At 72.4% G+C, this 26,141-nt stretch carries 17 protein-coding genes and 1 pseudogene; 12 read left to right on the top strand and 6 right to left on the bottom strand.

The genetic code is table 11. The features are described 5' to 3' along the window. Positions 1-27: 27 nt before the first annotated feature. The 6 genes from NOSIN_RS15805 (at position 28) to NOSIN_RS15780 (ending at position 10,166) form a co-directional block, all read left to right on the top strand. Positions 28-1,914, top strand: coding sequence for a dynamin family protein (locus tag NOSIN_RS15805; protein ID WP_077691483.1), 1,887 nt, complete (start codon positions 28-30; stop codon positions 1,912-1,914). Continuing rightward, a complete protein-coding gene (locus NOSIN_RS15800) occupies positions 1,911-4,391 on the top strand; it encodes a GTPase (RefSeq protein WP_077691482.1) in 2,481 nt (826 codons plus the stop codon). The genes NOSIN_RS15805 and NOSIN_RS15800 overlap by 4 nt, the downstream gene beginning before the upstream one ends. 557 nt (positions 4,392-4,948) lie before the next feature. Continuing rightward, entirely contained in the window at positions 4,949-6,328 is a 1,380-nt protein-coding gene (locus tag NOSIN_RS15795; protein ID WP_077691481.1) for a sensor domain-containing diguanylate cyclase, read from the top strand. A gap of 92 nt (positions 6,329-6,420) precedes the next feature. Next, positions 6,421-7,725 carry a DUF4192 domain-containing protein gene (locus NOSIN_RS15790; protein ID WP_077691480.1) on the top strand — a complete coding sequence of 435 codons (1,305 nt, stop codon included), beginning with the start codon at positions 6,421-6,423 and terminating at the stop codon, positions 7,723-7,725. A gap of 109 nt (positions 7,726-7,834) precedes the next feature. Then, positions 7,835-9,499 (top strand): energy-dependent translational throttle protein EttA, encoded by a 1,665-nt coding sequence (gene ettA, locus NOSIN_RS15785; RefSeq protein WP_077691479.1) that lies wholly within the window; start codon positions 7,835-7,837, stop codon positions 9,497-9,499. Between the two features lie 136 nt (positions 9,500-9,635). Beyond that, positions 9,636-10,166 carry a globin gene (locus NOSIN_RS15780; RefSeq protein WP_227015025.1) on the top strand — a complete coding sequence of 177 codons (531 nt, stop codon included), beginning with the start codon at positions 9,636-9,638 and terminating at the stop codon, positions 10,164-10,166. Between the two features lie 21 nt (positions 10,167-10,187). On the opposite strand, the gene NOSIN_RS15775 is transcribed toward NOSIN_RS15780, so the two are convergent. Together NOSIN_RS15775 and NOSIN_RS15770 are read right to left on the bottom strand one after the other, a co-directional pair. Then, positions 10,188-10,628, bottom strand: a complete 441-nt coding sequence (locus NOSIN_RS15775) for an acyl-CoA thioesterase (protein WP_077691477.1) — start codon at positions 10,626-10,628, stop codon at positions 10,188-10,190. A gap of 134 nt (positions 10,629-10,762) precedes the next feature. Then, complete coding sequence (locus NOSIN_RS15770) at positions 10,763-12,856, bottom strand: prolyl oligopeptidase family serine peptidase (RefSeq protein WP_077691476.1); 2,094 nt, start codon at positions 12,854-12,856, stop codon at positions 10,763-10,765. A 377-nt stretch (positions 12,857-13,233) separates the two neighbouring features. Here NOSIN_RS15770 and NOSIN_RS15765 point away from each other — a divergent pair, with 377 nt between their 5' ends. Together NOSIN_RS15765 and NOSIN_RS15760 are read left to right on the top strand one after the other, a co-directional pair. Then, complete coding sequence (locus tag NOSIN_RS15765) at positions 13,234-13,734, top strand: HNH endonuclease (RefSeq protein WP_077691475.1); 501 nt, start codon at positions 13,234-13,236, stop codon at positions 13,732-13,734. A 97-nt stretch (positions 13,735-13,831) separates the two neighbouring features. Then, positions 13,832-14,035 carry an FmdB family zinc ribbon protein gene (locus NOSIN_RS15760; protein ID WP_077691474.1) on the top strand — a complete coding sequence of 68 codons (204 nt, stop codon included), beginning with the start codon at positions 13,832-13,834 and terminating at the stop codon, positions 14,033-14,035. A 37-nt stretch (positions 14,036-14,072) separates the two neighbouring features. Here NOSIN_RS15760 and ilvD read toward each other — a convergent pair whose 3' ends face one another. Further along, entirely contained in the window at positions 14,073-15,935 is a 1,863-nt protein-coding gene (gene ilvD / locus NOSIN_RS15755; protein WP_077691473.1) for a dihydroxy-acid dehydratase, read from the bottom strand. 295 nt (positions 15,936-16,230) lie between these two features. After that, a complete protein-coding gene (locus NOSIN_RS15750) occupies positions 16,231-17,016 on the bottom strand; it encodes a nuclease-related domain-containing protein (protein ID WP_077691472.1) in 786 nt (261 codons plus the stop codon). Between the two features lie 209 nt (positions 17,017-17,225). Here NOSIN_RS15750 and NOSIN_RS15745 point away from each other — a divergent pair. Next, positions 17,226-18,536, top strand: a pseudogene (locus NOSIN_RS15745) (amidase); the annotation flags it as partial. Here NOSIN_RS15745 and NOSIN_RS15740 read toward each other — a convergent pair. Beyond that, a complete protein-coding gene (locus tag NOSIN_RS15740) occupies positions 18,531-19,928 on the bottom strand; it encodes an MFS transporter (RefSeq protein ID WP_077691470.1) in 1,398 nt (465 codons plus the stop codon). The pseudogene NOSIN_RS15745 and the gene NOSIN_RS15740 overlap by 6 nt on opposite strands. 196 nt (positions 19,929-20,124) lie before the next feature. Here NOSIN_RS15740 and malQ point away from each other — a divergent pair, with 196 nt between their 5' ends. Continuing rightward, positions 20,125-22,158, top strand: a complete 2,034-nt coding sequence (gene malQ / locus NOSIN_RS15735; protein ID WP_077691469.1) for a 4-alpha-glucanotransferase — start codon at positions 20,125-20,127, stop codon at positions 22,156-22,158. 220 nt (positions 22,159-22,378) lie between these two features. On the opposite strand, the gene pepN is transcribed toward malQ, so the two are convergent. Then, complete coding sequence (gene pepN, locus NOSIN_RS15730; protein WP_077691468.1) at positions 22,379-24,925, bottom strand: aminopeptidase N; 2,547 nt, start codon at positions 24,923-24,925, stop codon at positions 22,379-22,381. A 212-nt stretch (positions 24,926-25,137) separates the two neighbouring features. On the opposite strand from pepN, the gene NOSIN_RS15725 reads away from it, so the two are divergent. Continuing rightward, on the top strand, positions 25,138-25,773 hold the full coding sequence (locus NOSIN_RS15725) for a mycothiol-dependent nitroreductase Rv2466c family protein (protein WP_077691467.1): 636 nt from the start codon (positions 25,138-25,140) through the stop codon (positions 25,771-25,773). A gap of 158 nt (positions 25,774-25,931) precedes the next feature. Beyond that, on the top strand, positions 25,932-26,090 hold the full coding sequence (locus NOSIN_RS27260; protein ID WP_170293726.1) for a hypothetical protein: 159 nt from the start codon (positions 25,932-25,934) through the stop codon (positions 26,088-26,090). Positions 26,091-26,141 lie beyond the last annotated feature (51 nt).

Raw genomic sequence — 26,141 nt, 5'->3', positions numbered from 1 at the left:
AGCACCGATGAGGAGGGCACACCGATCATGACCCGGCCGTCGGCAGCACCGGGGACCACAGGTCCCGGTGCCCCGGACCGGTTCGGAACCGGACCGTCCGCCACCTCCGACCAGCCCGCCCAGGGCCCCGTACCCGCTTCCGCCGCGGACGCCGGCGCCCTCGGCGGGCCCGCCGCCCCGGTCTCCGAGGGGTCGGCCAAGCACCGTGCCTCCGCGACCGACGACCACCGTTTCGAACAGGTCCTGGAGTCGCTGCGCAAGCACATCCGGGACCTGGAGTTCGCCGAGGGCCTGCCGGGCGCGGAGGAGGGCCGTACCCTCCAGGCCGACGTGCTCGCCCAGTTGTCCGACTACGTCCTGCCCCGCGTGCGCCGCGCCGACATCCCGCTGCTGATCGCGGTCGCCGGATCCACCGGCGCGGGCAAGTCCACCCTGGTCAACAGCCTGGTCGGCGAACAGGTCACCACCACCGGCGTGCGCCGCCCCACCACCAACAGCCCCGTCCTGGCCTGCAACCCCGCCGACGTGGACTGGTTCAGCGAGGCCTCCTTCATCCCGTCCCTGCCGCGCGTGCGCCAGCAGGGCCTGGCGATGCCGGGCAAGGACGGCATGCTGGTACTGGCCGCCACCGAGGCCATGCCCCCGGGTGTGGCCCTGCTCGACACCCCCGACGTCGACTCCGCCGTCGCCGCCCACCACGAGTTCGCGGCCAAGTTCCTCGACGCCGCCGACCTGTGGATGTTCGTCACCACCAGCACCCGCTACGCCGACGCGCGTGTGTGGGACTTCCTGCAGGTCGCCCGCGACCGCGACACCTCCCTGGCCGTCGTGCTCTCCCGGGTGCCGCGCAGGGGACGGCGCCAGCTCCTGGACCACTTCGGGGCGATGCTGGAGGCCAACGGACTGGGCACGGCCGCCCGGTTCGCCATCCCCGAGACCGACCAGATCCGCGGTGAGCGCTTCACCTCCAACGTCGCCGACCACATCCGCGGGTACCTGGCCGACGTCGCGGGAGAGGCCGACCAGCGCGACCGCGTCACCCGGCGCACCTTCATCGGCGTCATCGACAGCTTCCGCTCACGCGTGCCCGAACTGGCCCGCCGGGTGGAGGCGCAGATCGAGACGGGGCGCACGCTCGCCACCGCCGTGGACGACTCCTACGCCACCGCACGCCACCGCGTCGAGACCAGCCTGGGCGACGGTTCCCTGCTGCGCGGGTCGCTGCTGGCCCGCTGGCAGGAGGTGGCAGCCGGGGGAGAGCTCACCAGGAGCCTGCGTCCGCGCGGGAAGCGTGTGCGCAGGGGGCGCCGCGCCGAGCAGGCCGAGCGCAGCCCGCGGGTGGTCGCCCTGGAGCGGGCCGTCCGCGACGCCTTGGAGGCCCTGGTGATCTCCGCATGCGAACGCGCCTCCGACGAGATCGGACAGAAGTGGCGGGAGGTCCCCGGAGGCGGCGACCTGGCCGCCAAGGCCCTCGACCAGCCCGGAACCGGCCTGTTGGCACAGCAGATCCGCCAGGAGGTCGCCGAGTGGCAGCGCGGGGTCGCCGAGATGACCACCGCCAGCGGTGCCACCAAACGCTCCGTGGCCCGGTTCGTCACCTTCGACCACGACATCGTCGCACTGGTCCTGATCATCGACCTGCTCGGCTACGAGCGATCCCACTCCGGAGGAGGCGCCCACGCGGCCGCCCCTTCCGGTCCCTCCCCGCAGCGCCTGCTCAAGGGGCTGTTCGGCGCCCAGTCACTGCGTAGCATTGGCGCATCGGCACGGGACGACCTGCGCCAGCGCGTCCTCGGGCTGCTCAACCGCGAGCGCGTGCCCTTCGACAACGCGCTGGCATCGGCCGGAATCCCGTCCGAGGACAGCGCCGTCCAGCTCTATCAGGCCACGTACAACCTTGAGATAACGAGATGACGACTCAGTGGAACCCCGCGCAGGCGCACGGGGAACCCGGCGCGCGAGACCGTGCCGAGGGCGAGGACCGCGAGAGCGGGCAGCCCGCGTCCGGTGCCCGGGACGACAAGCGCACCCGGAGCGAGGCCCGGCCCGAGGGCGGAGCGTGGCGCGGGTACACCATGCCGGTCCCCGAGCACCCCGAGCACTCCACTTCCGGAGAGGACCCCGAGGAGCCCGCCTACGACGGCATCGCGGGCTATCCGGACCCGTCCGGAGCCGTCGCGTCGAAGACGGCCTCCGAGAGCGGCGGGCGCGCGCCGGAGAGTGGGGAGGCGGCCGAGGGCGGCTCTAAGCTCTCCCCGGCCGCGCAGCGGCGCTCCGGGCGGCACGCACGGCACTCCGCGGCCCCCCGAAGCGACCACGAGGGCGCCCGCCGCACCGAAGCCGCCAGGGCCGGAGCCGGCGCGGGCACGGACGCCGCCGACGGCGGCCACGAGGACCCCGACGGCCTCGCCGGATGGGTCGGCAGCCTCGCCGACGCGGTCGACGACACCCGCATCGCCGGACGCAACACCGGCGCCTTCCCGGCCGTGGGGCCGCAGGGGGACACCGAGAGCGGTGGACCGGCCGGCCAGAGGGCCCGTGCCCGGAGGGCCTCCGCGCCCGGGGCGGCGGAGTCCGGGAGCGAGAGGTCCGGCAGCGGGGAGGCCGCCGGGCGGGGACCGGAGGATCCCCCGCCGCTGCCGCGCCGCGTCCCCGGCCCCTCCGCCGTCTCCGGCGCCTTCCGAGCCGTGGGCCCCGACGCCGCGGCCGAGAGCACCGGGGAGACCGGGGAGGAAGAGGAGTACCGCCCCACCACCCACGACGGCTGGGAGCCCACCCGGACCACCACCCGGGCCGAGCTGATCGAGCGCCTGGACGCGCTGAACACCCTCGTCGAGCTGGGCCGGGACGAACTGCCCCAGGAGTTCACCGCGCGGGCCGCCCAACTGCTCGACCACGCGGGCGCCCGGCTGAGGCTGTCGGGCGACCACACCGTGGTCGCGCTCGCGGGGGGCACCGGCAGCGGCAAGTCCTCGCTGTTCAACGCCCTGTGCGGGCTCCAGCTGTCGCAGACCGGAGTCACCCGCCCCACCACCTCCAGCGCACACGCCTGCGTGTGGGGGCACGAGGGCGCCGACGCCCTCCTGAGCTGGCTGGGCGTCTCCACCCGCTACCGGCACTCGCGTACCAGCGTCCTGGACACGGGCAACTCCGAGCTGACCGGACTGGTCCTGCTCGACCTGCCCGACCACGACTCCGTCCGCAGCATGCACACCGCCGAGGCCGACCGGCTCATCGGCTCGGTCGACCTGCTGGTGTGGGTGCTGGACCCGCAGAAGTACGCCGACGCGGCGGTGCACCACCGCTACCTGGCGCAGATGGCCGGGCACGGCGCGGTCACCGTCGCCGTCCTCAACCAGGTCGACAAGGTCGGGTCCGACGAGCTCGAGGAGCTGCTCACCGACCTGCGGCGCCTGCTGGAGGCGGAGTCGGGGGTGCACCCGCGGGTGATCACCACCTCCACGGTCACCGACGAGGGCATCCAGGACCTGCGCGAGTTCCTCGCCGGTACGGTGCGCGAGCGGCGCGCGCTGGTGGACCGGCTGGTCGCCGACCTCGACCAGGTGATCAAGCCCTTCGAGGAGTTCTACGGCGAGCCGGTCTCCGAGACCGTCCCGGCCGAGGTGCGCGCCCAGATCCAGGAGGGCCTGGCCAACGCGGCCGGTGTGGCGGCGGTCGCCGACGTCACCGAGACCAACGACGTCGGGCGCGGCAAGCGCCAGGTCGGCTGGCCCGTCGCCCGTAGCGCGGTGCGGCTGCGCAAGGACCCGCTCGCCGCGGTCCAGCTCGACTTCCTGCGCCGCGACAGCGAGAACGGCGTGGGCGGCCCGGTGGACGCGCACGAGGCCGAGTTGGAGACCGCTCTGGGCGAGGCCGCCGACACCGTCTCGGAGGGGATGCCCGCGCCCTGGCGCCGCCGGATGCGCGCCGCCGCGCGCAGCGGGGTGCCCGAGCTCCCGGCCGAGCTGGGGGAGGCCGTCGCCGGTGCGGTCGGCGACCCCGACCTGAGCCCGTCGTGGTGGAAGGTCGCCCGCGCGTCCCAGTACGCGCTGCTGGCGGTCGCGGGCGTGGGACTGGCCTGGGCGGCCGTGGCGCTGCTGAGCTGGTTCGGCGGCGGCATCACCGGACTGGGCGCGTTCGACGACCCGCTGTTCGCCCTCTACTCCGGCGCCGTGGTGGTCGCCGCCCTGCTGGTGGGATGGCTGACCGGGGTGGGTTGCGGAAACCTCGTGGAGGTGGCCGCGGTCCAGCGCCGCGAGGACGTGGAGAGGGCGGCCCAGACCAGGGTCCGGGAGATCACCGGACTGCGGGTGGTGGAGCCGATGGAGACCGAACTGGCCAGGTACCGCGCGTTCCGTGCGGCCTACGAGGTGGCCAGGCCCGCGGACTGACCGCGGGATCCGGTGGTGGACGGGGAGCACTCTCCCGCTGACGCTTCACCCACCGTTCACGACCCGGGGGCGGGCGGCACAGTGCCGCCCGCCCCCGGGCGCTGCCGGATTAGATCCAGGTGACGTGCTTGGACATGTCGTGCTCCTTGGGTCGAGTGCCGTCAGGGCCGGGACGGTCAGGATGCCAGGCGGTCGGCATCCTGTGCCGTGGAGCGGCTACCGTCACAGCTCCCTACGGAAGGATGCCCCAAAACGTCACCGGGGCCAACCCTCGCAAGTCCGCTCCCTCGGGGCGGGAAGGTGCTGCCATGCTTTCCATACAATAAGCAATTAATATATTACCCAAGGTAATGTAAACTGGCGTCGGTAACGGCGGTGCTACGCGACGAACAAGTTTTCGGGGTTACGGGTACCCAACCGTCGTAACCGAGTGGCACCGTAAGGGAACGCGGGGCAAATCCGGCTCGTCGAAGGGAGAACCATCGTGGGGTTGGGCCCGTCAGAGGCGGTTGTAAGAGCCTGATGGCGCAGAGCGACCAAGGAGGGAGGGCGCAGCGGTGAGCATCTCGGAGAAGCCGGCGAGGACCGGGGGACCGCCGCCTCACGGAGGCCAGGCGCGCTGGTCGTTCCTGCAGCAGCCCCGGAGCCTGATCGTCTACATGGGACTGCTCCTGTCCGTCACGCTGTTCCTGTTCGGGATGGTCGTCGCCCTGCGCCCTCCCGCGTGGTCGGACGCACTCACCTTCTCGGCCCTCGTGCTCTGCGCCGCCTTCGGGGTGGAGGCGATCCGGAGGCTGGGCCTTCCCGCGGGAGTGTCCCGCGACCTGCTGGGCGCGTGGTGGTTCCCCGCGATCCTCCTCCTGCCGCCCCTGTACGCCCTGCTTCTTCCCGTCCCCGTCTTCGTGATGATGCAGATCCGCTCCCGCCGCGCGCTGGTGCACCGCCGGGTGTTCAACGCGATCGCCGTCGCCCTGTCGGGCTTCCTGGCCTCGGTGGCCTGGCACAGCGTTCAGGGCGGCGGCCTGGCGGCGGGGCTGCGCGGGGTCTCCGACGCCCACGAGAGCCTGGCCACGGTCACCGGAGTGCTCGTGGCGCTGCTGTGCTGTGCCGGGTTCACCGTCCTCAACACGCTCATCGTCGTGCTGGCCGCGCGGATGAGCAGCGGCCCCGGACAGCGCTTCCGGCCCATGTGGGACCGCGAAGCCCTCACCGTGGACGCCGTCGAATTATGCGTCGGCGTCACCGTCGCCATCCTCGCCCACCTCTCGCTGCTGCTGCTGGTCATCGCCGTCCCCCCGGTACTGCTGCTACAGCGCAGCCTGTTGTACAACCAGTTGCAGACGGCGGCCAGGACCGATCCCAAGACGGGTCTGCTCAACGCCCCGACCTGGGAGCAGGAGGCCGCGGTGGAGATCGCCAGGGCACGCTCCTCGCGGGGGCGGGCCGCGGTGCTGATCATCGACATCGACCACTTCAAGAGGGTCAACGACAGCCACGGTCACCTGTTCGGCGACCAGGTTCTGCTGGGCGTGGCCACCACCATCGCCCAGCAGCTGCGCCAGTCCGACCTGCTCGGCCGCTTCGGCGGAGAGGAGTTCGTGGTACTGCTGCCCGGCTCCGACACCACCGAGGCCTGGCGGGCCGCCGAGCGCCTGCGCTCCCAGGTGGGGTGCATGGAGATCGAGGTGGACGAAGTACCGGTGTCCATCACCATCTCGATCGGTGTGGCCGTCGTCGGCGACCACGGCAACGACCTGGTGGAGCTGCTCACCGCGGCCGACCTCGCGCTCTACCGGGCCAAGGAGACCGGCCGCGACCGCGTGTGCCTGCCCGCCGGCCACACCGGTGTCGGCGACAGGATCCCCGGGCCCAGGGGCGGGGAGATCCCCGGCCGCACGACGTCCGCCGACCCCACCGACCCCACGGAAATCCCCTGACCCGCGTATTCACGGTTCCGCGGTTCCCCGGAGTCGTCCACAGCCACGAAGAGGCCATTGTGTGAGACCGCCGGATCACCCAACGTGAAGATATGCACTCCGACCAGCCACGCCGCTTCCTCCACCCCCGAGACCCCCGTGACTTCCTCCCCGCCCCCGCGCAGCGCACCGGCGACCCGTCCGCCTCCGGCCCGCTCCCGGCCGACGGCTCCGTCCCCGGCCCCCCTCCCGGTTCCGCCTCCGACGCGCCCCTCCCGGACGCCTCCGCCCCCGACGACGTCACCGCCACGGACGTCCCCGCCGTCCCCGCCGTTCCCCCGCCCCGGGGCCCCGTCGGGCCGGCGCCGTCCCACGCCCCCGGGACACGCGGCACCCTCGTCCTGACCACCCCGACCGACATCATCGCCACCCTGCCCTACCTGGTGGGAGTGCCCCCCGACCCCGGGCTCGTCGTCCTCGCGATGCGGGGCAGGGGCGTGCACTCCGCGTTCCGGGGCGACCTGGACCGGCTGGACGCGGCCGGGGACCCGCTGAAGCGCGCCGCCGCCCCCGTCGACACGGCCGCGTCCGAGGGCTGCACCGCCCTGGTGATCGTGGCCTACGGGCCGCCCGAACGGGTCACCCCCTACGTCGACGGGCTTCTGTCCGCCGCCCGAGAGCGCGCCCTGACCGTCCTGGACGCCCTCCGGGTCACGGAGGGGCGGTACTGGTCCTACACCTGCGGGAGGGCCGGCTGCTGCCCGGCCGGGGGAACCGTTGTCAACGTCGACAGCTCCACCATCCCGGCCGACGCGGTCCTGCACGGGCTCGTCCCCGTACAGCCCCTCCACTCCGCGGCCGGCGACGCCGCACGGGTACGGGCCCTCCTGGAACCCGTGGGCGGCGAGGAGCGGGCCGCGATGGACGCTCTCGCCGAGAAGGCGGAGGCGCGTGCCCGGCTCATGCTGGAGCGGGGGATGCGCGGAGCCCTGACCGACCGGGGACTGTCCGCCGCCCTGGCGGCCGTGCGGGCCGAGCGGTCGGGGCGGGGGATCACCGGCCGGGAGGAGCTGGCCTGGCTGGGGACGTACCTCACCGAGACCCGCGTGCGCGACGAGATGTGGGCGCGCATCACCGCGGAGACCGCGCCCGCGCACCAGGAGCTGTGGAGCCGGGTCGCCCGCCACCTGCCCCGGCGCCTGCGGGCGGCCCCGGCCTCGCTGCTGGCGGTCGCGGCGTGGCAGCGCGATGACAGGGCGCTGGCCGCGGCGGCCCTGGACGCGGCTCTGACGGCCGACCCCGGCTACTCCATGGCGGTGCTGATGAGCCGGGCGCTGGCCTGGGGGCTGCCGGTGGAGCGGTGGCGGGAGTTCACCCCCCGCTGGCTGAGGGAGAGGAGCGAGTACCCCGAGGAGTGAGCGCTCGCCGCCGCCGCGTCGGCCCGGGCGGCCGCCTCCCTCGCCCGGCCGGTTCCCGGACGCCCACGCGATGGCGGGGGCATGGGCCGCGACGCCCTAGGCTGGAAGCATGCCGGAGTATATCTACACCATGAACAACGTGCGCAAGGCGCACGGCGACAAGGTCGTCCTGGACAACGTTTCGGGGTCGTTCCTGCCCGGAGCCAAGATCGGCGTCGTGGGCCCCAACGGTGCGGGTAAGTCGACGCTTCTGAAGATCATGGCCGGCATGGAGCAGCCGTCCAACGGCGAGGCGAGGCTCATGCCCGGTTTCACCGTCGGCCTGCTCGCGCAGGAACCCCACCTCGACCCGGACAAGAACGTCCTGGAGAACGTCGAGGACGGCGTCGCCGAGACCAAGGCGATGCTCAACCGCTTCAACGAGATCGCCGAGCAGATGGCGACGGACTACTCCGACGACCTGCTCGAGGAGATGGGCAAGCTCCAGGAGCAGCTCGACCACCGGGGTGCCTGGGATCTCGAAAGCCAGCTGGAGCAGGCGATGGACGCGCTGCGCTGCCCGCCCGGCGACGCCTCCGTCACCCAGCTCTCGGGTGGTGAGAAGCGCCGCGTCGCCCTGTGCAAGCTGCTGCTCGAACAGCCCGACCTGCTGCTGCTCGACGAGCCCACCAACCACCTGGACGCCGAGAGCGTGAACTGGCTGGAGCAGCACCTGGCCAAGTACCCCGGCACCGTCATCGCGATCACACACGACAGGTACTTCCTCGACCACGTCGCCACGTGGATCCTGGAGCTGGACCGGGGCCAGTTCTACCCCTACGAGGGCAACTACTCCACCTACCTGGAGACCAAGCAGACCCGTCTGAAGGTCGAGGGGCAAAAGGACGCCAAGAAGGCCAAGCGCCTCCAGGACGAGCTGGAGTGGGTCCGCTCCAACGCCAAGGCCCGCCAGACCAAGAGCAAGTCCCGTCTCCAGCGCTACGAGGAGATGGCGGCCGAGGCCGACAAGACCCGCAAGCTGGACTTCGAGGAGATCCAGATCCCGCCGGGTCCGCGCCTGGGCGACACCGTGGTCGAGGTCAAGAACCTCACCAAGGGCTTCGACGACCGCGTGCTCATCGACGGCCTCAGCTTCTCGCTGCCGCCGAACGGCATCGTCGGCGTCATCGGTCCCAACGGTGTCGGCAAGACGACGCTGTTCAAGATGATCGTCGGCGAGGAGACCCCCGACCAGGGCGAGATCAACGTCGGCAACACCGTCAACATCTCCTACGTCGACCAGTACCGCAGCCGTATCGCGGACAACAAGAACGTCTGGGAGACCATCTCCGACGGCGAGTCCTTCATCGAGGTCGGCAAGGTCGAGATCCCCAGCCGCGCCTACGTCGCCGCGTTCGGCTTCAAGGGCTCCGACCAGCAGAAGGCCGCCGGCGTGCTCTCCGGCGGTGAGCGCAACCGCGTGAACCTGGCGCTCACCCTCAAGCAGGGCGGCAACCTGCTGCTCCTGGACGAGCCCACCAACGACCTGGACGTGGAGACCCTCGGCTCGCTGGAGAACGCGCTGCTGGAGTTCCCCGGCTGCGCCGTGATCACCTCCCACGACCGGTGGTTCCTCGACCGCGTCGCCACGCACATCCTCGCCTGGGAGGGCGACGCCTCCTGGTTCTGGTTCGAGGGCAACTTCGAGTCCTACGAGAAGAACAAGATCGAGCGACTGGGTCCCGAAGCCGCGCGCCCGCACGCGGTCACCCACCGCAAGCTCACCCGCGACTGACGGACCGGCGGCGGGCCCGGCCCCGCCGCGGTGCACCCGGCCCGTGGACGGACCCTCCGGTCCGGCCACGGGCCGTCGTCCGTCCGGCCGCGCACCGCTTGTGGGTACCGGGATGTTGTCGCATACCCTGGTGGCGATGACTTCCGCGCGCGATCACCAGCAGAGCGCGGGCGACGAGCCCGTGCGTATGACGTTCTACGAGGCCGTGGGCGGTGAGGAGACCTTCACCCGCCTGGTCCGCCGCTTCTACGAGGGCGTGGCCGAGGACCCCGGACTGCGGCCCATGTACCCCGAGGAGGACCTCGGCCCCGCCGAGGAGCGCCTGCGCCTGTTCCTCATGCAGTACTGGGGCGGCCCGCGGACCTACAACGAGCGGCGTGGGCACCCCCGGCTGCGGATGCGGCACGTCCCCTTCCGCATCGGCATCACCGAGCGCGACCTGTGGCTCAAGCACATGCGTGCCGCGGTGGACTCCCTCGGCCTGCACGAGGTGCTGGAGCGGCAGCTGTGGGAGTACATGGTCATGGCCGCGCACAGCATGGTGAACGTCCCGGAGGAGACCACCGTCCAGGAGGTGGCCAACCCGACACGGGTCTCGGTCTCCACCGACGACGACGGGGAGGACGGGGACGACGGCGGAGAGCCCGTCACCATCTCCCTGAAGTGAGGACGCCGGGGACCGCGCCCCTCAGGCGTAGTCGGCGAGGAAGGCACGCTCGGTGGCGTTGAGCCGCCGGGCGCTCTGCTTCGGCACGTCGAAGCCGACCAGGACCGTCTTCGCCCGCAGGTACACCTTCGTCTCGTCACGGATCTCGTAGGCCAGGGTGAAGCTGGCGTTGCGCACCTCGGTCACCCACAGCTCCACGCGCACCGGCTCCGACCGGGGCAGCAGCGGCGTCACGTAGTCGGCCTCCTGGCGGGCCACGACCATCGCACCGAAGACCTCGTCGCCCTCGACGGCGCCCTCGTAGCGCAGGAACGAGATCCGGGCGTCCTCCAGGTAGGTCAGCATCCGCACGTTGTTGACGTGGTGCTGCGGGTCGAGATCGGCGTAGCGGACCTGCGCGAGGTGCACGTGCCGCCTGGGCGCCGCCTGGGTGCCGACGGCTCCGGCCTCGGTCTGTGTCACGTCCGGGATCCTCTCCGCTGCTCTCCTGGGGGGTGGTACACCCCGATTGTCTCAACACTCCCCAGGAGAACAGGCTGTGCCCCCCGTCGGACGCCTGTGTCGTTGCTCTCCCGAAGGGGGGCGGGAGGACGGCGTCACTCCACGGAGAGGCCCAGGTAGTGGGCGAGGAAGGCCAGCTGCTCGGCGTTGAGGGCCACGCTGCGGCTCACCGACCGCGAGCTGTGGCCCACCTCGGACTCCCCGCGCAGCAGGATCGGCCGCTCCTCGAGCGGGGCCGAGGTGGCGTGCTGCATCCGCGCGCACAGCTTGCGCGCGTGCAGCGGGTCCACGCGGGTGTCGTTGTCGAACACGGTGAACAGCGTCGCCGGGTAGCGGGTGCCCTCGCGCACGTTGTGGTACGGCGAGTAGCCCAGCAGCCACTCAAGCTGCTCGGGGTCGTCGGCGGTGCCGTACTCGACGTTCCACAGCTGGCCCAGCCCGAACCTCTCGTAGCGGACCATGTCCAGCAGCGGGGCCGAGCAGACGGCGGCGGTGAACAGGTCCGGCCGCTGGGTGACCATGGCGCCCACCAGCAGGCCGCCGTTGCTGCCGCCCATGACGGACAGGTGCTCGGTGTCGGTCACACCTGTGGCGACCAGGTGCTCGGCCGCCGCCGCGCAGTCGTCGAAGACGTTCTGCTTGTCGGCGAGCATTCCCGCCCGGTGCCACTGCTCCCCCTCCTCCAGGCCGCCGCGCAGGTTGGCGACGGCGTACACGCCGCCCGCGCGCACCCAGGCCAGCGCCACCGCCGAGTAGGCGGGGGTGAGGGAGATCCGGAAACCCCCGTACCCGTACAGGATGGTCGGCTGCGGCCCCTCGGCGGGGGCCTCGGGCGAGACCACCAGCATGCGCACGGGCGTGCCGTCCCCGGAGGTGTAGGTGACCTGCTCCACGTTCACCCCGGGCAGGTCGATGTCGCCGGGGGCGTCGGCCCACAGCGACACCTCGCCCGAGCGCGCGTCGTAGTGGTACACCGACGACGGGTGGGTGTTGTCGGTGTAGCCGAACCACGCCTCGTGTCCGCCCTCGGGGCGTTCGACGAGTCCGCCGACGGTGCCCAGGCCCGGCATGTCCAACCCGCCCAGACGCTCGCCGGTGGCCAGGTCGTGCCGGGCGATCTCGCTGATCGCGTGGCGGCTGCGGGCCACCAGCAGCTCGGGCCGCTCCGCTTCGGGGCCGTCCAGGACCGCGTACCCCTCCAGGACCGCCTCGGGGTCCTCCGGGACCAGGGTGGTCCAGTTCCCGTACCCGGGATCGGCGGGGTCGGCCACGCACAGGCGCCCTCGCGGGGCCTCCCGGTCGGTGAACAGGTACAGGCGCCCGTCCCGGCCCACGTGCGGGTACAGGGCGGCGTCCACACCCTCCTGGACGGGCACCAGGCGGGGCTCGTCCAGGTTCCCGTCGGACAGGTCGGCGATCCACGCGTCGGTGGCCGCCGAGGTCCCCCGGTTGGCGAGCAGGACGAGCCAGCGCCCGTCACGGCTCACGACGGGGGTGAAGTACTCGGTCTTGTCGCGGCCCTGCCCGAAGACCAGGGTGTCCTGGTCGGCGGGGGTGCCCAGCCGGTGCAGGTAGACGCGGCGGTGGTAGTTCTCCTCGCCCTCGGGGACCTCCTCGGCGGGCAGGCGCCGTACGTAGTAGAAGGCGGAGGAGTCCGGCAGCCACGCGATGGGGCTGTAGCGGGCCCGGTCGACGGGGCCGTCCAGCACGTCACCGCTGTCGACGTCCACGACCCGGAGCACGGACTCCTCGTCGCCGCCCTCGGACAGCTGGTAGGCGAGCAGGCGGCCGGAGTGGTCGGGCCGCCAGGAGTCCAGGGTGGTCAGGCCCTCCGGGTCGAGCGCTCCGGGGTCCACCAGGACGCGCTCGGGGCCGTCGCCGTCGCGGACGTAGAGCACGGCGTGCTCCTGCTCGGCGGTACGGCGCACGAAGAAGTGGCGGTCGCCCCGCCACACGGGTGCCCCGACGCCGCCGGCGCCCAACAGGGAGCGCACCTGGCCGGCGAACCAGTCACGTGCACCGAACCGTGAGGAGACCTCGGCGTACAGGGCGTCCTGCGAGGACGCCCACTCCTTGGTCTCCGTCGACTCGGCGTCCTCCAACCACCGGTAGGGGTCACCGACCGTGTGGCCGTGCAGGGTCTCGATGATGTCCAGCCGTGCGGCCGGGGGGTAGCGGAGTTCACGCATGCCTCGCACCCTATCCACCGCTATCCACCCGGCGTGTCCGGCGCGGCGGCGGGGCGGAATCGGGGCCGGCCGACGCACAATGGAACCCGGAAAGGGGAGAACAAGCGGTTTCTGGGCGGCCCGGCGGAAATTGGGGTGGCGCCGGGGCGGTCCGACCACGCAAACTGAATGCGGGACGCAACTCGGCGGGACCACCGGGAGGTCCGTGTGGCAAGGCGTACGGAACCACCGATCCTCGGATCGGTGCACAGGGAGGTCTCCTGGCTGGCCGAACGGCTGGCCGGGGAAGAGACACGGTCGTCGCGGACGACGGCCGGGGCGACACGATGAGCGCCCGAGGCAGCCGGGAGGGTGGCACAGGAGCCGCCCGCCGCCATGTGCTGCTGCTCAACGCCAGCTTCGAACCACTGACGACACTGCCCCTGCGCAGGGCGATTCTCCTCGTCCTGAGGGAGAAGGCGGAGGTCGTCCACCAGGATGACGCGGGCGCGATACTGCACTCGGCGACACGAGCCTACGACGTGCCCTCGGTCATCCGGCTCCGGCGCTACATCAGCGTCCCGTACAGCCGCAGGGTACCCCTCACCAGAGTGGCGCTCATGCGTCGGGACAGACACACCTGCGGTTACTGCGGGAAGAAGGCCGAGACGATCGACCACGTCGTCCCGCGCAGCCGCGGAGGCGCGCACGTGTGGGAGAACGTGGTGGCCGCGTGCAAGCCGTGCAACCACCGCAAGGCCGACAAGTTCCTGGACGAACTCGGCTGGGAGCTGCACGTCACCCCCAAGGTGCCCAAGGGTCCCCACTGGCGCCTGATCAACGGAGACCTCCACGGCGACCCCCAGTGGGAGCCGTACATGGCCCATCTGGTGGCGTGATCCGGCGGGACCGGAACCGGGCGTCCCACCCGGTCCCCGCCGCTCACCCCCTCCGCCCTCCGGTGCGTTCGCCGGAGGGCGGCCGTATTCTGACGGCATGCCCAGATACGACTTCCGCTGCCGCGAGTGCGGCGACACCTTCGAACTCTCCCGTCCGATGGCCCGGGCCGGGGACCCGGCGGCCTGCCCGCAGGGGCACGACGACACGGTCCGGCTGCTGTCCACCGTGGCGGTGGGCGGCCGGGCGTCCACCCCCGCGCCCTCCGGTGGAGGGTGCTGCGGAGGCGGCTGCTGTTCCTGAGGACACGGGCGGCCCCGGGCGGGGCCGCCCCCACCCCCTACCTCTCGATCTGGGACACGTCGCGCGCCGCGCCGGTGGAGGCCGAGGTCGCCATGGCCGCGTAGGCGCGCAGCGCCGCCGTCACCGGGCGCCGGCGGTCGCGCGGCTGGAACCGGCCCAGCTCCTTGAGCAGGCGCTCGCGGCGGGTGTCCAGCTCGTCCCCGGAGACCTCCAGCGCGATGCTCCGGTTGGGGATGTCGATGCTGACGACGTCTCCGTCCTCGACCAGGGCGATGTCCCCGCCCGCGGCGGCCTCGGGGGAGGCGTGGCCGATGGACAGCCCGGACGTGCCGCCGGAGAAGCGGCCGTCGGTGATGAGCGCGCAGGCCTTGCCCAGGCCGCGGCCCTTGAGGAAGCTCGTCGGGTACAGCATCTCCTGCATGCCCGGGCCGCCCTTGGGGCCCTCGTAGCGGATGACCACCACGTCACCGGGCTCGATCCTCTTGTTGAGGATGCCGTCGACGGCGTCCTCCTGCGACTCGAAGACCTTGGCGGGACCGGAGAAGGTCCACAGCTCCTCCTCCACGCCGGCGGTCTTGACGATCGCGCCGTCGGGGGCGAGGTTGCCGAACAGCACCGCCAGGCCGCCGTCCTTGGTGTAGGCGCTGGCCACCGAGCGGATGCAGCCCTGGTCGCGGTCGGTGTCCAGGGTGTCCCAGCGCACGCTCTGCGAGTAGGCCTTGGTGGTGCGCACGCCGCCGGGGGCCGCGTGGAACAGCTCCACGGCCTCGGGCAGGACGCTGTCGGAGGTGATGTCCCATTCGGCGATGAACTCGCCGACGGTCTTGCCGTGCACCGTGGGCAGCGAGGTGTCCAGGAGGCCGCCGCGGGCGAGTTCGCCCAGGATGGCGGGGATGCCGCCGGCCCGGTGGACGTCCTCGATGTGGTACTTCTCCGTGTTCGGCGCCACCTTGCACAGGCAGGGCACCCGGCGGGAGACCTCGTCGATCTCGGGGAGCCCGAAGTCCACGCCCGCCTCGGTGGCGGCGGCGAGCAGGTGCAGGATCGTGTTGGTGGAGCCGCCCATGGCCACGTCCAGGGCCATGGCGTTGCCGAAGGCGGCCGGGGTGGCGATGGACAGCGGCAGGACGGACTCGTCGTCGTCCTCGTAGTAGCGCTTGGCGGCCTCGACGGCCCGGCGTCCGGCGTCCTCGTACAGCGCCTTGCGGGCGGTGTGGGTGGCCAGCACGGTGCCGTTGCCCGGCAGGGCCAGGCCCATGGCCTCGGTGAGGCAGTTCATCGAGTTGGCGGTGAACATGCCCGAGCACGAGCCGCAGGTGGGGCAGGCCGCCTCCTCCATCTCGTCGAGCTCGGCCTGGGAGACGCTCTCGTCGGCCGCGGCGACCATGGGGTTGATCAGGTCCAGCTTGCGGACGGTGGTGGCGGTGCCGTCGACCACCGTGACCTTGCCCGCCTCCATGGGCCCTCCGGAGACGAACACCGTGGGGATGTTCAGGCGCAGCGCGGCCAGCAGCATGCCGGGGGTGATCTTGTCGCAGTTGGACACGCACACCAGGGCGTCGGCGCAGTGCGCGTTGACCATGTACTCCAACGAGTCGGCGATCAGCTCGCGGCTGGGCAGCGAGTAGAGCATGCCGCCGTGGCCCATGGCGATGCCGTCGTCCACGGCGATGGAGTTGAACTCGCGGGGAACCCCGCCCGCCTGGCGGATCGCGTCGGCGACCACCGCGGCCACCTCGCGCAGGTGGACGTGGCCGGGCACGAACTCGGTGAAGCTGTTGGCCACGGCCACGATGGGCTTGCCGAAGTCCTCGCGCTCCACGCCGGTGGCGCGCATGAGGGCGCGTGCGCCTGCCATGTTCCTGCCGTGGGTGACGGTGCGCGAGCGTAGGGCTGGCATGGGGCGGACTCCCATCGTTACGGGTGTTTCCCCTCGATGGTAGTCCTTCGGCGCACTGATGTGGTCTCGGAGTTAAAGACGGGGCATCCGGATCGTGAGACGTCCCCGGTGGGCGCGCCGCCCCCGCGCCGCCCCGCGCCGACCCGCGGCGGTCCGGGCGCGGGGCCGTGGCCGGAGCGGCGGCCCCGCGGAGCGCGTCGGCGAACGGAGCCCGGACACGCGAAAGGCCCGGGTACCACGGCGCTGTGGCCGGTCCCGGGCCCGTACCGCTTCGGAAGGGGGTCGGTGGGAGGGGTCAGTGTCGGGGGATCAGGACCTTCTGCGCGGCCTGGTAGATGTCCTCGATCTCGGTGTCGGTCAGGCGGTCGCGGCCGCTGCGCAGCCACTTGCGGACCTTGGTCCCGGTGATGATGTCCACACCCCGCAGACGGTGGCTGTCCCAGGGCATGCCGGGGCCGTAGATGGCCAGTGACGCGCGCACCCTGATCTCGCGCCCCAGCTCCTTGCTGATCAGTTCCTCGGCCCGTTTGGCCTCCTCCAGCGCCTCGTCGATCCGCTCGTTCTTGCTGAACCGCCCGTGGTAGAGCTTCTCCAGCTTGTTGCGCAGCGGGAGGCGCTTGTCCCACGACTCGGAGTCGATCGCGAACGCGCCGCGCCGACCCACGACGAAGTGGTCGATCTGACCGTTGCCGCCGGGCACGACACGGGCGTGCAGAACCCGGTAACCGAGCTGCTTCATCACCTTGAGCTGGGCCTCGGTCTTGCGCTGGGCCGCCGAGGGCTTGCGCCACCGGGGGATCTCCGACTCGCGCCGTGAGGAGTACACGACGAGACCGATCAGGGTGAGGATCCCGAAGGTCACACCGATCCGCCACTCGGACGTGAGCAGACCGGTCACGAGGGCGACCACGACCGAGCCGCCGCCGCGGAGGATCCATCTGCGGGTGGTCTGGTTGTCCCGGAGTGCACCGTAGACCGCTCTGCCGCCCGAGATCTCCTTGTCGTTGTTCTTGCTGGGGAAAAAGAGGGTTTCGTGCCTTTGTCGATCCGAGCCCTCGGACGATGGGGTATGGCCGTTCACTCTGGTTGCCGATTCCACGTCGGACACGTTAGTTCGATCCATATCCGAGTCCTAGTGCATTGATTCTCACACTTTTCTTCCCCTGTTTCCCGGCTCGCATACGTGTTCGGCCGACAGGACAGGGAATGGTTACTCTTTGGTCAGCTTCTCTAGAGAAGGGGTTCCCGTCTTCGTGGTGCCCCGTGGCGTGCCCGCTAACCTGAATCGGTATGACCCAGATCCATGACCTTCCGGCCCACCGACTCCTGGCCATGGTCCGCAGTCGTGAGCTGTCCCCTACTGAGATCACTGAGCACTGCCTGGACCGGATCGAGCGGTATGACCACCGTTATGGTGCGTACATTACGGTCACTCCGGAAAAGGCACTCGAACAAGCCCGTTACGCGGAGAAACGGGTGATGGGTGACACGCCCGACGACCTGCCGCCCCTGACCGGCCTCCCCGTGCCGATCAAGGACCTCGAACCCGTCGCCGGGGTCCGTCTCACCCACGGGTCACCGGTCCTGCGCGACGCCGTGGCCCCGGCCGACTCCGACCTGGTCGCCCGGCTGCGCGAGGCGGGCGCGGTCCTGCCCGGGAAGACCAACACTCCCGAGTTCGGGTCGAGCTGCTACACCGAGAACGGCGTCGCCCCGCCCTCCCGCAACCCCTGGGACACCGACCTGTCCCCGGGCGGTTCCAGCGGGGGCGCGGCGGCGGCCGTCGCCGCCGGCCTCGCCCCCGTCGCCCACGGCAGCGACGGCGGGGGCTCCATCCGCATCCCCGCCAGCGCGTGCGGGCTCTTCGGCCTCAAGCCCACCCGGGGCCGGATCTCCGGCGCGCCCCTCAGGCCCGACCTCGCCGGGCTGTCCACCGCGGGCCCCCTCGCCCGCGACGTCCGCGACGCCGCACTCCTCCTGGACGCCATGGCCTTCTCCGGGCCGGGCGACCACTTCACCGCGCCGCCCCTGCCGCCCGGCGAGAGCTTCACCGACCACGTGGACCGCGACCCCGGCCGTCTGCGCGTCGGGTGCTACGCCACCACCGGCTTCGCCGGAATCCCCGTCCACCCCGACGTCCTGGCCGCCCACGAGGAGGCCGTCCGCCTGCTGGGCGACCTCGGCCACGAGGTGGAGGAGGTCCCCGAGCCCGGGGACGCCCACTTCGGCGGCGCCTTCATGGAGGACTTCCAGGTCCTCTGGGCCGCGATGGCCTCGGCCGCCCCCGTGGCCCCCTCCCGGGAGGCCGAGCTCGGCCCCCTCAACCGGTGGCTGCGCGAACGCGCCCGCGCCACACCCGTCCCCGACTACATCGCCGCCTGCGCCCGCCTCCAGCGCGGCGTGCGCTCCATGGTCGCCGCGGCCGAGCCCTTCGACGCCGTGCTCTCGCCCACGCTGGCCGCGCCCCCGGTCCCGGTCGGCCACTTCACCGGCGGCGGCCCGGAGGAGGAGTTCCGGCGGATGACCGGGTTCACGCCCTTCACCTCGGTCTACAACGTCTCGGGGCAGCCCTCGGTCAGCGTCCCCCTGCACTGGTCACCCGGGGGACTGCCCGTCGGCGCCATGCTCACCGGACGGATGGGCGGAGAGGGCACCCTGCTGTCGCTGTCCGCGCAGCTGGAACGCGCCCGTCCCTGGGCCCAGCGGGTGCCGCCCGGCTGGAACGCCTGAACCGGGCACTTCGGAGGCCTCGGACGCACCGGACGCCTCGGGCGCTTCGGGTGCCTCGGGGCGGGGTCCGGGCACGAGCAGGCTCAGCAGCGCCGCCATCAGCACCAGCGCCGCGGCTCCCATCGCACCGCCCGCGATCCCCATGAGGTCGACCAGCGCGCCGGTCAGCGGGCCGGCCACCGCGCCGCCGGTGCCCATCGCGGTGGACATCCACCCGAACGCCTCGGCCCGCCGCCGCGCGGGGGCCAGGTCGCCCATGCGGCCCATCACCGCCGCCAGGGTCGGCGCCAGCGCCATCCCGGAGACGAAGAGCAGGGGAGTGACCAGCAGCGGTGTCGGCAGTTGCGTGACGGGCGGCACGAACGGCACCAGGACCGCGATGCCCAGCGCCGACCCGAAACAGCGCCGCACCAGGTGCGGGCGGCCGCGCAGCCCGCCCGCGATCGCGCCGCCCACCAGCGACCCCAGAGCCCACACCGACGCCAGCACCATCACGTACCGCGGCTCGCCGAGCTCGTTGGCCCACGCCACGATGACCAGGTCCACCCCCATGACCCCGCCGACCATCAGCAGGCACATGAGGAAGAGCACCACCAGAGCCGGGTGGCGCAACAGGCTCCGGCGGGGGCCCGCCTCCCCGCCGTCGGCGCCGTCCGCGTCGTCGGTCGGCGCGGGTCCGGCCGCCCCGGCCCGGCGCAGGGCGCGGGCGAAACCGAGCGCGCCGAGCAGCGCCAGCACCGAGAGCATGAGCAGCGCCCAGCGCGGTCCGGCGAGGGCCACCACGCCGGCGGTCAGGACGGGGGAGAAGACGAACAGCAACTCCTGGGTGGTGGCCTCGGCCGCGTAGATGGCCTGCCGTTCCGGGCCGTGCGTCAGACGCGGCCACAGCGCCCGCACGACCTGGTTCGCGGGGGTGCCGAACAACCCGGTGCCCAGCGCCAGCGGAACCGAGAGCCACCACAGCGACCCGGGAAGCAGCACCATCCCCAGCAGCCCCAAGCTGAACACCACGCCGCACACCAGCACCAGCCGGTCGGTGCCGCCCCGGTCGGCCATCCGGCCCCGCAGCGGCCCCACCAGGGCGATGCCCAGGGTGAAGGCACCCGTGACCAGCCCGGCCAGGGTGTAGGAGCCGGTCCACTCCTCGACCAGGAAGGTGACCGCGATCATCAGGCCCGGCATGTAGAAGCGCGCGGTCAGGGACCAGGCCAGCAGGGAGAGGACGTGGGGAACGGCGAAGAGCCGCCGGTAGTTCGCGAGCACAGTCCGATTATGCAGTCGTCAAGGACGTGCGGCGATCGAATTGACGAGCCGTACAGGCCGCCCGCCCGCACGTACCCGGTAGTCCGGAGGCGCCGTGTCCCCGGGCCGTTATCGGCCGGCACCCCGGGCACGTTCTGGCCCCACGCCGGGACGGCCTCCGGTGTACGGAGCCCCTGGTAGGGCATGATCGGATGCTGTGAGGGACGTTCAGCTGGCACGGGTGGCCGAGCAGCACGGAGTCGCGACGGCCTACGAGGACTGGCGGGGGCGACGGGTCCCGGTCAGCCCCGACACCATCCGCCATGTCCTGGCGGCGCTGGGGGTGGATCCCGCCACACCGGACACCGCGTACAGGGGCCCCCTGCCCCCGGCGGTGGTCGTCCGGGAGGGCAAGGCACCCGACCTCGTGCTGCCCGGAGGGGCCCGCAGCGTCGTGGAGACCTCCGACGGCTCCCTGCTGCCCTTCGATCCCGGCCTGCCCCTGGGAGTGCACACCCTGCGCGTCACCGACGGCGGCGCCGAACACGACGCGCCCCTGCTCGTGGTCCCCGACCGCGTCGAGCCCAGCGCGCTCCGGGACCACCCGCGCCTGTGGGGGATCATGGCGCAGATCTACAGCGTGCGCTCCCGCGCCTCCTGGGGGACCGGCGACCTGCGCGACCTCGCCGAGCTCGCCGACTGGAGCTCACGCGACCTGGGCGCCGACTTCGCCCTGATCAACCCGGTGCACGCCACCGAGCCGCTGGCTCCAGTGGAGCCCTCGCCCTACCTGCCGGTCAGCCGCCGCTACGCCAGCCCCCTCTACATCCGCGTCGAGGACGTACCCGAGTACGCACGGCTCGACCCCGCCCAGCGCGAGGGCATCCAGCGCCTGGCCCGACCGCTGCGCGAACGTGGCCGTACGGCCGACCTGCTCGACCGCGACTCGGTGTGGAGGGCCAAGCGCGCCGCCCTGGAGGTGCTCTTCGAGGTGCCCCGGGCGCCCGGCCGGGAGGTCTCCCTGCGCACCTACCTGGAGCGCGAGGGCCGGCCCCTGGTCGAGTTCGCGACCTGGTCGGCCCTGGCCGAGGAGTACGGCACCGACTACCGGGCCTGGCCCGGACACCTGCGCGACGTCAACGCCCGGGGCGTCGGCGAGGAGGCCCTGCGCCGGTGGCCGACGGTGGAGTTCCACCGCTGGCTCCAGTGGATCCTCGACGAGCAGCTCGCCCAGGCGCAGGCCGCCGCCGAGGGCGGGGGGATGGGCGTCGGTATCGTGCACGACCTGGCGATCGGCGTGCAGGCGGGCGGCGCGGACGCGTGGATGTACGGCGGCGCGCTCGTACCCGGCCTGCACGTGGGCGCGCCCCCGGACGAGTTCAACCGGCGGGGCCAGGACTGGGGACAGCCGCCCTGGCACCCCCGGCGGCTGGCCGAACTCGGCTACGGCCCGTTCCGCCAGATCCTCGCCCAGGCGCTGCGCCACGCGGGCGGCGTCCGGGTCGACCACGTCATGGGCATGTTCCGGCTGTGGTGCGTGCCCGAGGGGGCCTCCGCCGCGGAGGGCACCTACGTCAGGTTCGACCACGAGGGCATGGTGGGCACGCTCGCCCTGGCCGCCCACCGCGCGGACGCCGTCGTGGTCGGGGAGGACCTGGGCACGGTGGAGCCGTGGGTGCGCGAGCACCTCGCCGACCGCGGGGTCCTGGGCACGTCCGTGCTGTGGTTCGAACAGGACTCCAAGGGGGAGCCGCGCACCCCCGGCCAGTGGCGCACCGACTGCCTGGCCACGGTCGCCACCCACGACCTGCCGCCGGTGGCGTCGTTCCTGTCCACCGAGCACGTGGAGCTGCGCGACCGGCTGGGGCTGCTCGGCCGCCCGGTGGAGGAGGAGCGCGCCGACGCCGAGGCCCGGGTGGAGCGGTGGCGGAAACTGCTGGTGGAGCTGGGGCTGCTCGACGAGGGCGTCGACCCGGTGACGGACCCCGCCGCCGTGGTGGCGGCCATGCACGCCTACCTGGTGGCCACCCCCGCCCGCATGGTGGGAGTGGCGCTCACCGACGTGGTGGGGGACCGGAGGATGCAGAACCAGCCGGGCACCTGCGACGAGTACCCGAACTGGCGCATCCCGCTCACCAACGGAGAGGGCGAGCCGGTGCTCGTGGACGAGCTGCTCGCCGACCCCCGCATGGTGGCACGCATCCGGCGCACCCTCGGCCCGGTCGGCGGAGGGCAGGGGCGCGCCCTGTGACACCGCCCCGTGCCCGGGGCGGGGCGCCGCGGCGCCCCGGACGGGTCCGCGAAGGCCGGCACCGCCTCACGCCCGGGCGGGATGATCCGGTGGACGCGAAGGACGGGACGGGCACCGGAGCCCGCACGAGGGCGCCGGATGCGGCACGGCCCGCAGGGGACGCGCTCGCCCCGCCGCGGGGCGGCGGGGCGAGCTGCCCGAGCGCTTCGGAGGGCGCGGGCTACTCCTGGGGCCTACCCGCGGCGATGTCGGTGGCGCGGGCGCGCAGGGCGCGCTCCACACCCGCCCGGCCCTCGACCAGCAGGCGGCGCAGCGCCGGAGGCGGAGCGGCCTCGGCGATGTAGGCGTCCGTGCGCTCCAGCGTCTCCTTCTCCACCAGGTGGCTGGGGTAGACCACCTCGGCGAAGGTCTGCGCGAACTCGCCCGTCCACTTCTCCCAGGCCGGGGCGAGCTGCTCGAAGTACTTCTCCATGTAGGGCCGGTACAGCTCGGCCTGGCCCGGTTCGGTGAAGCCCAGCAGCACCGCGCGGAACTCGGCGTTGGCCAGCTCCTCGCCCACGATCCGCTCCCAGGCGGCGGCCTTGGCCTCGGCGGTGGGGATCGCGGCCCGGGCGCCGGCGGCGTGCCGCTGACCGGTCGCGGTCGGGTCCCGCTCCAGCTCGGCGTCGATCTCCGCCTCGCCGGCCTTGCCCGCCGCGACCAGGCGGCGCAGCAGCGTCCAGCGCAGGTCGGTGTCCACGGCCAGGCCGTCCACGGTGATCGCGCCGTCCAGCAGGCCCCGCAGCAGGGACAGGTGGGTGTCGGTCACCGCCGAGGCGGCCAGCGCGTTGACGTAGGCCAGTTGCAGGTCCCCGCCGGGCTCGGCGGCGGTCAGCAGCTCGCGCAGCCGCTCGGCGAGCTGCTCGAAGCCGAACGGGCGCCACGCCGGGTCGGCGTACATGTGCAGCGCCGCGGCGGCCTGGCGCAGCAGGGTCTGGGCGACCATGACGTCGTTCACGCCGCTGATCCCGGAGATGACGAGGGCGACGTAGTCGCGGGCGGCCATCTCGCCGTCGCGGGTCATGTCCCAGGCGGCGCCGAAGGCCAGTGCCCTCGGCAGGGACTCGCGGATCTCGCCGGCGGCCTCCACCACGGTGCGCAGGGAGCGCTGGTCCAGGCGGACCTTGGTGAAGGTGAGGTCGTCGTCGTTGATGAGCACCAGGTCCGGCCGGGCGCTGCCGACCAGCTCCGGCACCTCGGTGCGCTCGCCGCTGACGTCCAGCTCCACGCGCTCACGGCGCACGACGCCCTCGTCGGTGCGGTCGTACAGGCCGATCGCCAGGCGGTGCGAGCGCAGGGTCGGGTGCTCGGAGGGAGCCCCCTGGAGCACGGAGAAGGAGGTGAAGTTGCCCTCGGCGTCCACCTCGAACTCCGGGTGCATCGTGTTGACGCCCGTGGTCTCCAGCCAGTCGCGCGACCAGCCCGACAGGTCGCGGCCGGAGGCGGCCTCCAGGTGCTTGAGCAGGTCCTTGAGCTCGGTGTTGCCGAACGCGTTCTCCTTGAAGTAGGCGCGTACGCCCGCGAAGAACGCGTCCACGCCCACGTAGGCCGCGAGCTGCTTGAGCACCGAGGCGCCCTTGGCGTAGGTGATGCCGTCGAAGTTGACCTCGACCGCCTGGATGTCGACCATGTCGGCGGCGACCGGGTGGGTGGAGGGCAGCTGGTCCTGGCGCAGGGCCCAGGCCTTCTCCACGTTGGCGAACGTCGTCCAGGCGTCGGTCCACCTGGTGGCGTTGGCCTGGCAGTACACGCTGGCGTAGGTCGCGAACGACTCGTTCAGCCACAGGTCGTCCCACCAGCGCATGGTGACCAGGTCACCGAACCACATGTGCGCCATCTCGTGCAGGATCGTCTCGGCGCGGCGCTCGTAGCGGGCGTCGGTGACACGGGAGCGGAAGACGTAGTCCTCCAGGAACGTGACCGCTCCCGCGTTCTCCATGGCGCCCGCGTTGAACTCGGGCACGAAGAGCTGGTCGTACTTGCCGAAGGGGTAGCGCAGGTCGAACAGGCCGTGGAAGAAGTCGAAGCCCCGCTTGGTGACGTCGAACAGGGCGTCGGAGTCCAGGTGCTCGGCCAGCGAGGCGCGGCAGTACAGGCCCAGCGGGATGCCGTCGTGCTCGTCGCGTACCACGTGGTAGGGGCCCGCGATCAGCGCGGTGATGTAGGTGGACATCACCGGAGTGGCCGGGAAGTGCCAGCGCACCCGGTCCTGGCCCGCGGCCTCGCGCTCCACGTCCGGGGCGCTGTTGGACACGATCTCCCACGACGGGGGAGCGAACACGGTCAGCTCGAAGGTGGCCTTCAGGTCGGGCTGGTCGAAGCACGCGAACATGCGGTGCGCGTCGGCCGTCTCGAACTGGCTGTACAGGTACACCGACTCGTCGACCGGGTCCACGAACCGGTGCAGGCCCTCGCCGGTGCGCATGTACGCTGCGTCGGCGACGACCGTCAGCTCGTTGCGCCCGGCCACCTCGGGAAGGACGAGGCGCTCGCTGTCGAACAGTTCGGCCGGGTCCAGCTCGGCGCCGTTCAGTGTCGCCGTGAGCACCTTCGGCGCCGCCAGCTCGACGAACGTGCGCGCCCCCGGTTCCGAGCTGGAGAAGCGGATCACGGTGGTGGACCGGAAGGTCTCGGCACCGGTGGTCAGGTCCAACTCCACGGCGTAGGAGTCGACGCTGAGAATCCGCGCACGCTCCCGAGCCTCGTCCCGTGTCAGGTTTCCCGCCACGCCACGCTCCCTCCACGGCCGCCGTCGTCGCCGGCCGGATCGTTGCCGACCACGGCGAGTCCGCCGCCTGGGGTGGAGCGTCGTCGGGGCCGGAGGTCGTCTTCACTCGGCACGATCCTGCCACGCGCCGGGGCGGAATGCGCAACCGATGGGCGAGGTTGCACCCCTACGGACAGATCTTGTGGCCCCCTTTCGTGATCCGAGGAGCAGCGATGACGCAGACCCCCGACTCCGGCGGCGACCAGGAGACCGCCTACGCGGACATGTGGTTCGACCCCGCGTGCCCCTGGGCCTGGATCACCTCGCGCTGGCTGGTCGAGGTGGAGAAGGTGCGGCCGGTCAGGGTGCGCTGGCACGTGATGAGCCTGGGGGTGCTCAACGAGGGCCGGGACCTGCCCGAGGAGTACCGGGAGAGCATCGACAGGTCCTGGGAGGCGGTACGGGTGTGCGTCGCGGCCGAGCGGCGCTTCGGCCCGGAGGTCCTGGGCGGCCTGTACACGGCCCTGGGCACCCGTTTCCACAACAACGGCGAGCCGCGCACCGCGGACACGATCCGCGCCGCGCTGGCCGACGCCGGCCTGCCCGGGGACCTGGCGGAGGCGGGAACGGCCGCCGAGTACGACGAGGCCCTGCGCGCCTCGCACGCCGAGGCGATGAAGCTGGTCGGCGAGGACGTGGGCACCCCCGTCATCCAGGTCGCCGACACGGCCTTCTTCGGCCCGGTCCTCACGCCCGTCCCGCGCGGTGAGGACGCCGGGAAGCTGTGGGACGGTGTGCTGCTGGTCGCCGGGACCGACGGGTTCTTCGAGCTCAAGCGGACCCGGACCAGGGCCCCGGTCTTCGACTGACCCGAAAGTTCCAGGGGCCGGTCCCGAACCCGCCGTGCCGGTCCCCGGCGCGGCGGGAGTGGCGCCGGGCGGCCGCACCCCGTCCGGTGCACACTGGAGGCCGGGACCACGCAGGCAGCACGGCGGGAGGGTCCCGCCGTGACGTAGGGAGGGCAACCGTGTCCGGATCCGACGACGAGCGCAGGGTCGAATTCCTCGACGACCTCGAAATCCTGCCCGACACCACCAGCGACGAGAGCGGCCCCGGCTGGGGCGACGGCCTGGAGGAGGACTCCACCGCGTGGCTGGTGGCCGAGCGCCCGCCGCACTGGGACTGACCCGTGTTCTCTTCGGGCCCTCGCTTCGCTTCGTCCCACCCGTCGCCCGCC

Source organism: Nocardiopsis sinuspersici (assembly GCF_001998325.1).
Taxonomy (GTDB): Bacteria; Actinomycetota; Actinomycetes; order Streptosporangiales; family Streptosporangiaceae; genus Nocardiopsis; species Nocardiopsis sinuspersici.
This window is presented reverse-complemented; position numbering and strand designations above follow the sequence as displayed.

Excerpts from the sequence above, each read along its gene's own strand:
- NOSIN_RS15780 (WP_227015025.1), top strand. The coding sequence starts at position 9,636 with ATGACTTCCGCGCGCGATCACCAGCAGAGCGCGGGCGACGAGCCCGTG.
- NOSIN_RS15805 (WP_077691483.1), top strand. The coding sequence starts at position 28 with ATGACCCGGCCGTCGGCAGCACCGGGGACCACAGGTCCCGGTGCCCCG.
- NOSIN_RS15760 (WP_077691474.1), top strand. The coding sequence starts at position 13,832 with ATGCCCAGATACGACTTCCGCTGCCGCGAGTGCGGCGACACCTTCGAA.
- ettA (WP_077691479.1), top strand. The coding sequence starts at position 7,835 with ATGCCGGAGTATATCTACACCATGAACAACGTGCGCAAGGCGCACGGC.
- NOSIN_RS15800 (WP_077691482.1), top strand. The coding sequence starts at position 1,911 with ATGACGACTCAGTGGAACCCCGCGCAGGCGCACGGGGAACCCGGCGCG.
- NOSIN_RS15790 (WP_077691480.1), top strand. The coding sequence starts at position 6,421 with ATGCACTCCGACCAGCCACGCCGCTTCCTCCACCCCCGAGACCCCCGT.
- ilvD (WP_077691473.1), bottom strand. The coding sequence starts at position 15,935 with ATGCCAGCCCTACGCTCGCGCACCGTCACCCACGGCAGGAACATGGCA.
- NOSIN_RS15725 (WP_077691467.1), top strand. The coding sequence starts at position 25,138 with ATGACGCAGACCCCCGACTCCGGCGGCGACCAGGAGACCGCCTACGCG.
- NOSIN_RS15770 (WP_077691476.1), bottom strand. The coding sequence starts at position 12,856 with ATGCGTGAACTCCGCTACCCCCCGGCCGCACGGCTGGACATCATCGAG.